General features: G+C 70.9%; 7 protein-coding genes. 5 read left to right on the top strand and 2 right to left on the bottom strand.

Features of this window, described 5'->3' with window-relative positions:
- Positions 1–89: 89 nt before the first annotated feature.
- Genes VF542_RS00415 through VF542_RS00400 form a run of 4 tightly spaced genes read left to right on the top strand, consistent with a single transcriptional unit; the run spans position 90 to position 4,463 of the window.
- Entirely contained in the window at positions 90–842 is a 753-nt protein-coding gene (locus VF542_RS00415) for an ABC transporter permease (RefSeq protein WP_408649733.1), read from the top strand.
- 51 nt (positions 843–893) lie between these two features.
- On the top strand, positions 894–1,829 hold the full coding sequence (locus tag VF542_RS00410) for an ABC transporter substrate-binding protein (protein ID WP_408649732.1): 936 nt from the start codon (positions 894–896) through the stop codon (positions 1,827–1,829).
- Between the two features lie 49 nt (positions 1,830–1,878).
- Positions 1,879–3,078 carry an allantoate amidohydrolase gene (locus VF542_RS00405; RefSeq protein ID WP_408649731.1) on the top strand — a complete coding sequence of 400 codons (1,200 nt, stop codon included), beginning with the start codon at positions 1,879–1,881 and terminating at the stop codon, positions 3,076–3,078.
- A gap of 59 nt (positions 3,079–3,137) precedes the next feature.
- Complete coding sequence (locus VF542_RS00400) at positions 3,138–4,463, top strand: formimidoylglutamate deiminase (RefSeq protein WP_408649730.1); 1,326 nt, start codon at positions 3,138–3,140, stop codon at positions 4,461–4,463.
- Positions 4,464–4,478: 15 nt separating this feature from the next.
- Here VF542_RS00400 and VF542_RS00395 read toward each other — a convergent pair whose 3' ends face one another.
- Entirely contained in the window at positions 4,479–6,245 is a 1,767-nt protein-coding gene (locus VF542_RS00395; protein WP_408649729.1) for an FAD-dependent oxidoreductase, read from the bottom strand.
- Positions 6,246–6,293: 48 nt separating this feature from the next.
- On the bottom strand, positions 6,294–7,109 hold the full coding sequence (locus VF542_RS00390) for a class I SAM-dependent methyltransferase (protein ID WP_408649728.1): 816 nt from the start codon (positions 7,107–7,109) through the stop codon (positions 6,294–6,296).
- On the opposite strand from VF542_RS00390, the gene VF542_RS00385 reads away from it, so the two are divergent.
- Positions 7,085–7,432, top strand: a complete 348-nt coding sequence (locus VF542_RS00385) for a hypothetical protein (protein ID WP_408649734.1) — start codon at positions 7,085–7,087, stop codon at positions 7,430–7,432. The genes VF542_RS00390 and VF542_RS00385 overlap by 25 nt on opposite strands.
- Positions 7,433–7,615 lie beyond the last annotated feature (183 nt).

The following is a 7,615-nucleotide window of genomic DNA, read 5'->3' as shown; positions in this document are numbered from 1 at the left end:
ATCCTGTCGGTCCTGCTGGCCCTGGTCTTCGACAGCGTGATCCAGCTGGTGGCCCGGGTGCTGACGCCGTGGCGACGGGCGGTGGCGCGATGATCTCCGACATCTGGACCTGGCTGTCCACCGCCGAGCACTGGCACGGTCCCGACGGTGTTCCTATCCACTTGAAGGAACATCTGCAGTACTCGCTCATCGCGCTGCTGATCGCCGCCGCGATCGCGTTGCCGCTCGGGCTGCTGATCGGCCACACCGGCCGCGGCGGCTTCGTGGTGGTGGCGATCGCGAACTCGTTCCGGGCGCTGCCCACGGTGGGCCTGCTCACCTTCTTCGTCATCCTGATCGCTCCCCACATCCACAGCACAGGGGCGGCGACGTACCTGATCCCCAGCGAGATAGTCCTGGTGCTATTGGCCATTCCGTCCATGCTGACCAACACCTATGCGGGGGTGAGCGCCGTGGATCCCGCGGCCCGCGACGCCGCACGGGGAATGGGCATGCGCGGCAGCCAGACGCTGTGGCAGGTGGAACTGCCCAATGCCCTGCCGCTGATCTTCTCCGGTATCCGCAGCTCGTTCCTGCAGGTCATCGCCACCGCGACGATCACCGCCTACGTGTCGCTGGGCGGCCTGGGCCGGTACCTGATCGACGGCCTTGCCCAGCAGGACTATCCGCAGATGGCTTCGGGCGGGGCGCTGGTCGCCGCGCTGGCCCTGCTGATCGACATGGGGCTCGCGCTGATCCAGCGTTACACCGTCTCGCGAGGTATCACCGGCCGCTACTCCCGACAGCGCATCGTCGACCCCGCGGAGCAGAAGGCGGTCATCGCCGCCGCCCCGCTTACCTGAGCCGCTCGGGCGGCTTGCCTATGATCTCTTCCAAACGACAGGAGACTTGACATGACATCGATCCGCGCCCTGACCGCGGCCGCAGTCGGCGCCGGCCTACTGCTGGTCACCGCCTGCGGCAGCAGCTCCGACCCGACCGGCAAGGCAACGGCCGGCGGTGGCGGCGGCGGTTCCACCGCTCCCACCGACACCATCGTGGTCGGCTCGGCGAACTTCCAGGAGAACGTCGTACTGGCCAACATCTACGCCGGCGCCCTCAAGGCCAAGGGCGTCAAGGTCAGCACCAAGCTCAACATCGGCAGTCGCGAGACCTACATCCCGGCGGTGAAGGACGGCTCGATCGACCTGATCCCGGAGTACTCCGGCGTGCTGCTGTCCTACTTCGACAAGAACGCGACCGCGGTGAGCGCGACCGACGTCTACGCCGCGCTTCAGAAGGCCACCCCGCAGCCCTTGACCGTGCTCACCCAGTCCCAGGCGGAGGACAAGGACGCGATCGTCGTCACCAAGGAAACCGCTGCCAAGTACAACCTGAAGTCGATCGCCGACCTGGCCGCGGTCGCCAGCAAGCTGACCCTCGGGGCACCGCCGGAGTTCCAGACCCGCCCCGACGGCATCCCGGGCCTGCAGAAGACCTACGGCGTGAAGTTCAAGACCTTCAAGAAGCTGGACGCCGGCGGCCCGCTCACCGAGAACGCGCTCAAGAACGGCCAGATCGATGCCGGTGACATCTTCACCACCGACCCGCTGATCGCTAAGAACGGCTGGGTCGTGCTGGAGGATCCGAAGAACCTCTACACCGCGCAGAACGTGCTGCCGCTGATCAACAGCGGCAAGGCCTCGGCCACCGTGAAGTCGGCCCTCGACGCGGTGTCGGCCAAGCTCACCACCGACGACCTGGTCAAGCTGAACGAGCAGGTGTCGCTGGAGAAGCAGAACGCCGAGACGGTCGCGCAGAAGTGGCTGGCCGACGCCGGACTGGCCTAGACCCAGCCCGACCTACACCTGACCTGACCTAGACCTGACCTGACCGGCGATGGCCGACCAGCCGTCCTTCGATCGGATGTGGGACGAGCTCGGCCCGGTCGGCCGGTCGGCGGCCACCGGTGGTTACCGGCGGTTCGCCTGGACGCGCACCGACCACGACCTGCGGGAGTGGTTCGCCGGCCAGGCGGCCGCCCGGGGCCTGTCACTGGTGCCGGACCGGGCCGGTAACCAGTGGGCGTGGTGGGGCGAGCCGTCGTCCGGCCGGCCTGGCCTGGCGATCGGCAGCCATCTGGACTCCGTTCCCGATGGCGGCGCCTTCGACGGCCCGCTGGGCGTGGTGTCGTCGTTCGCGGCCGTCGACGACTTGCGGCAGCAGGGCTTCCAGCCCCGCCGACCGATCGGCATCGTCAACTTCGGTGACGAGGAGGGTGCCCGGTTCGGCATCGCGTGCGCCGGGTCGAGGCTGATCACCGGCGCGCTGGCCGCCGACCGGGCGCGCGCGCTGTCCGACGCCGACGGGACCAGCATGGCGGCGGCGATGCGGGCGTCGGGGTTGGACCCGGACAGCGTGGGGGCCGACCGGGAGGCCCTCGACCGGATCGACTGCTTCGTGGAGCTGCATGTCGAGCAGGGTCGCGGCCTGGTGGAGCTGGGCCGGCCGGTCGCGGTGGGCTCGCAGATCTGGCCACACGGCCGGTGGCGGATCGAGCTGCCGGGAGAGGCCAACCACGCCGGGACCACCAGGCTCGCCGATCGCCGCGATCCGATGCTGGCCTACGCCAGGCTGATCCTGGCGGCCCGGGAGGCGGCCGAGCGACGGGACTCGGTGGCCACCATGGGCAAGGTCACCGTGTTTCCCAACGGTGTCAACGCGATCCCGTCGCAGGTCACCGCCTGGCTCGATGCCCGCGGCCCGGACGCCGAGCAGGTGCTGGCGGTGGTGGCCGAGCTGCACGCGCTGACCGGCGAGGCCGGTGGCAGCCTGCTGCAGGAGTCCTGGACCGAGGCCACCGCTTTCGATCCCGGGCTGGCCGACCGGGTCCGCGCCGTGCTGCCCGATGCCCCGGTGCTCAGCACCGGCGCCGGGCACGATGCCGGCATCCTGGCCAATGCCGGCATCCCCAGCGCCATGCTGTTCGTCCGCAATCCCAGCGGTGTCTCGCACTCGCCGGCCGAGCACGCCGAACGCTCCGACTGCCATGCCGGTGTCCGCGCGCTCACCTCGGTCGTGGCCGGGCTTGCCGGATGACCGGATGACCGGATGACCGACCGGATGACCGGGCTTCGCGCCGAGAACGGCTGTCCCGGATGAGCAGTTACTGGGCGCCCTACGGCTGGCTGCCCGGCGGCGTCGCGGAGCGGGTCAGGCTGGTCGCCGAAGGCGGTCGCTGGGCGCGGGTCGAGGCGGGCGTGCCACCGGCCGGCGAGGATGTCAGGCTGCCCGGCCTGCTGCTGCCCGGGTTCGCCAACACCCACTGCCACGCCTTCCACCGGGCGTTGCGGGGCCGTACCCACGGCGACGGCGGCACCTTCTGGACGTGGCGGGACCGGATGTACGCCCTGGCCCGGCGGCTGGAGCCGCAGGCGTACTACCTGCTGGCCAGGGCGGTGTACGCCGAGATGGCACTGGCCGGCATCACGGTGGTGGGTGAGTTCCATTACCTGCACAACCAGGCCGACGGCAGCCGCTACCCCGACCCGAACGCCTTCGGCCACGCGCTGCTGCAGGCCGCCGCCGAGGCCGGCATCCGGATCACCCTGCTCGACACCTGCTACCTCAGCGGTGGGCTCGGGCCGGCCGGTCACCTGCCGCTGGAGGACGTGCAGCGCCGCTTCGACGACGGCTCGGCGGCCGGCTGGCAGCAACGGGTGGCCCTGCTGTCGCAGGCTCAGACCGGCGGCGTCCGGATCGGCGCCGCGATCCACTCGGTCCGGGCGGTGCCGGCCGCCGAGCTGGCCGGGGTCGTCGCGGCCTCGGCGGGCCGGCCGCTACACGCCCACGTCTCCGAGCAGCCGGCCGAGAACGAGGCGACCCGCCAGTACTACGGCTGCAGCCCCACCGAGCTGCTGGCCAGGCACGGCTTCGGCGGCCCCCTGCACACGGCCGTGCACGCCACCCACCTCACCGACGCCGACATCGCGCTGTACGGCCGGAGCGGGACCAACGTCAGCTTCTGCCCGACCACCGAGCGGGACCTCGCCGACGGGATAGGGCCGGCGCCGGAGCTCGCGGCGGCGGGTGTGCCGATCACCCTGGGCAGCGACCAGAACGCCAGCGTGGACCTGCTCGAGGAGGCTCGCGCGCTGGAGCTCGACGCCCGGCTGGCCAGCCGGCAACGCGGTCGGTTCAGCCCGGCCGCGCTGGTCGAGGCGCTCACCCGGGCCGGTCACGCCAGCCTGGGCTGGCCCGACGCCGGCCAGCTGGCGCCCGGCCAGCGAGCGGACCTGGTGGCGCTGCGGCTGGACACCGTCCGGACCGCCGGCGCGCTGCCCGAGCAACTGGTGCTGGTCGCCGGCGCCGCGGACGTCGACACGGTGCTCGTCGACGGCCGGCTGGTGGTCTCCGGTGGCCGGCACGTCCTGGGCGACGTGGCGGGCCTGCTGGCCGAGGCGATCGCGCCACTCTGGGAATGACACCAGAGCTGGGACTCACCGCACCGAGCGGGTGGGCCCGAGCTGCAGGGCGGCGGGCGCCGAGCTGGGCACCGCCGGGTGCCGCGGCGGCACCGGATCCAGCCGGCGGTAGGGCTGGCCGAGCGCCGGCCGCTGGTCGGGCTCGCCGTTGTTGGGCCAGAACGCCATCGCGCGCTCGGCGAGCGCGGTGATCGACAGCGACGGGTTGACGCCGAGGTTGGCCGACAGCGCCGAGCCGTCCACCACATGCAGGCCGTCATAGCCGTAGAGCCGGTGGTAGGGGTCGATCACCCCGGTCTCGGCCGAGTCCCCGATCGGGCAACCGCCGATGAAGTGCGCGGTCATCGGCACGTTGAACAGGTCACCGTAGGTGCCGCCCGGCTCGCCGCCGATGTTGTCGGCAAGCCGGCGGGCGGCCTGGTTGGCCACCGGGATCCAGCTCGGATTCGGTTCCCCGCTGCCCTGGGTCGAGGTGAGCCTGCCGCGGCCGAACCAGCCAGTGCGCAGCCGCACGGTGATCGAGTTGTCCAGCGACTGCATCACCAGCAGGATGATGGCCTGCTCGGACCAGTGCCTGGGTATCACGGTCCGCAGGATCGCCCGGGGGTTGCGGGTTGCCACCCGAAGCCATTGCCGGATCCGGTGGCCGGGGCTGCCACCGTCGGTGAGGGCGGTGCTCAGCAGGCCCATCGCGTTGCTGCCCTTGCCGTAGCGGACCGGCTCGATGTGGGTGTCCGGGTTCGGGTGCCAGGACGAGGTGATGGCGACGCCGCGGGTGTAGTCCGCGCTCGGGTCGTCGGTGACGGCGCCGAGCAGGGCCTCGGAGTTGGTCCGGGTCAGCTGTCCCAGCCGGGCCGAGATCCGGGGCAGCGTGCTGGACCGCGACTGGTGCAGCAGCTTCTGGGTGTTGTACGCGCCGGCCGAGAACACCACGTGCTGCGCGATGTAGACGCGGCGGTCACGGCGCGGGTGCCAGCTGCCGGTGCGCACCGCGGTGACCTGGTAGCCGCCGCCCGGCATCGGCCGGACGCCGGTCACTTCTGTCAGCGGGTGCACGGTGGCACCGGCCCGCTCGGCCAGGGCCAGGTAATTCGTGGTCAGGGTGTTCTTGGCGCCATGCCGGCACCCGGTCATGCACTCCCCGCACTCGATGCAGCCGGTCCGGTCCGGCCCGGCACCTCCGAAGAACGGATCCGGCACCCGCTGGCCGGGCTCCTTGCGGCCATCCCGGCCGAAGAACACCCCGACCGGCGTCAGCCCGAAGGTGTCCCCCTTGCCGAACTGCTCGGCCAGCCGCTTCATCTCCACGTCGGCGGGCGTCATGCTCGGATTGGTCACTACTCCCAGCATCTTCTTGGCCTGGGCGTAGAACGGCGCCAGCTCCGAGCGCCAGTCGGTGATATGCGCCCACTGCGGGTCCCGGAAGAACGGTTCGGGCGGCTCGTAGAGGGTATTGGCGTAGTTCAGCGAGCCGCCGCCGACGCCGGCCCCGGCCAGGATCACCACGTTCTTGAGCAGGTGGATCCGCTGGATGCCGGTGAGGCCGAGCCTGGGCGCCCACAGGAAGCTGGCCAGATCCCACGACGTCCTAGGCAGACTGTCCTTATCGAAGCGCCGGCCGGCCTCGATGACGCCGACCCGGTACCCCTTCTCGGTGAGCCTCAGCGCGGTGACGCTGCCGCCGAAGCCGGAGCCGATCACCAGCACGTCGAAGTCGGGCAGCACGTCGAAGTCGGGCCTCAAGACCGCATCGCTCGGACGCTCGCCCTTCGGAACTGTCATCCCACCATTCCTTAACAGTGACTGCATAGACAATGTGTCTAAAGGCGTCTAGAGGATTTCTGGACGAGGTGCCACGGCGTCCCACCGCAGCGTCAATTCGCCGAGCCGGTGCCGGGCCGGCGTGCTGAGCACCGGCCATTCTGCAGTCACGCTGGCTGCCATTGCCTGCCACCGCTGCCGGGGTCCGAACGCGGCCAGCGGGGCGTGCAGGTCCCAGGCCGCGTCCATCGCACGGAGCAGCCGGTGAACCGGCTCACCGGCCACGTTGCGGTGGATCAGCGCTTTGACCAGCCGGTCCGCCACGTCCGAGGGCCGCCGTAGGTGCTCGAGCCGGCAGCTCAAGGTCAGGCTCACCGGGCCGCCGGCGTCCAGCAGCACCCAGCTCGCCCGCCGCCCCAACTCGTCGCTGGTGCCCTCGACGATCAGGCCGCCGGGGGCCAGCTGGCGTTGCATCCGCTGCCAGGCCCCGGACACCGCCGAGGGCGGGTACTGCCGCAGCACGTTGGCCGCCCGGACGATGACCGGATGCCGGCCGGCGAGCTCGAAACCCCCCAGCTCGAAGCTCAGTCCTGGCTCGCTCGCCTGCCGGGCGGCGGCCACCCGTTCCGGATCGATCTCCAGACCGAGCACCTCGACGTCGGGCCGGCTCCGGCGCAGCCGGCCCAGCAGCTCCACCGCGGTGACCGGGCTCTGGCCGTAGCCGAGATCGATCACCAGCGGCACCGCCGCCCGCCGCAGCGGCTCGGCGAGCTCGGTGGCGATCCAGTTGTCCATCCGACGCAACCGGTTCGGATTGGTGGTCCCCCTGGTCGGCATGCCGAGAGCCCGGGCCCGGCCCGCTGCGAGCCGCGGCTGCTTGGTCACGGACGCCGATTCTTCCTGATCCCGGCGGTCGCCGTCGCGCTCGGTGGGCCGGCCGGGCGGATGGAAATGGGGATCCGGGTCGCCTTGGACACGTTCAGCCGGGAGGCCTGCGACAGCAAGCCGGCTTCTTCCGGGGCTGGGGACTGGACCGCGGACGAGGTACGGTCTCGGTGTCCACCATGCCCACCCTTGCCCTGACCGACCGCGGCGGTGCCACCACGACGGAGTTGCTGGAGCTCGATGCCGAGATCCGGGACGGGGTGCAGGCCAGGTTCGGCATCCGGCTCGGCCCGGAAGCGCACCTACGGAATTGTGCTTTCTAAACTATCCGATACGGTGCGTATGTGGGCCGTCGAACGGCTAACGTATTAAGCCACATCGGACACCACGAATTGTGAGGATCGGGTTGGACAGCGGTCGCGTAACCTTCGCTGCTGTCCTCAGAATTCGCGAATTCCGGGTGCTGTGGGTGGCGGACGCCCAGTCGGCGGTCGGTGATCAGCTCG

This window comes from Jatrophihabitans sp. (assembly GCF_036389215.1).
Taxonomy (GTDB): domain Bacteria; phylum Actinomycetota; class Actinomycetes; order Mycobacteriales; family Jatrophihabitantaceae; genus Jatrophihabitans_A.
This window is presented reverse-complemented; position numbering and strand designations above follow the sequence as displayed.

Bases quoted from the DNA above. Each gene is read 5' to 3' on its own strand.
- VF542_RS00405 (WP_408649731.1), top strand. From the start codon at position 1,879: ATGGCCGACCAGCCGTCCTTCGATCGGATGTGGGACGAGCTCGGCCCG.
- VF542_RS00395 (WP_408649729.1), bottom strand. From the start codon at position 6,245: ATGACAGTTCCGAAGGGCGAGCGTCCGAGCGATGCGGTCTTGAGGCCC.
- VF542_RS00400 (WP_408649730.1), top strand. From the start codon at position 3,138: ATGAGCAGTTACTGGGCGCCCTACGGCTGGCTGCCCGGCGGCGTCGCG.
- VF542_RS00415 (WP_408649733.1), top strand. From the start codon at position 90: ATGATCTCCGACATCTGGACCTGGCTGTCCACCGCCGAGCACTGGCAC.
- VF542_RS00410 (WP_408649732.1), top strand. From the start codon at position 894: ATGACATCGATCCGCGCCCTGACCGCGGCCGCAGTCGGCGCCGGCCTA.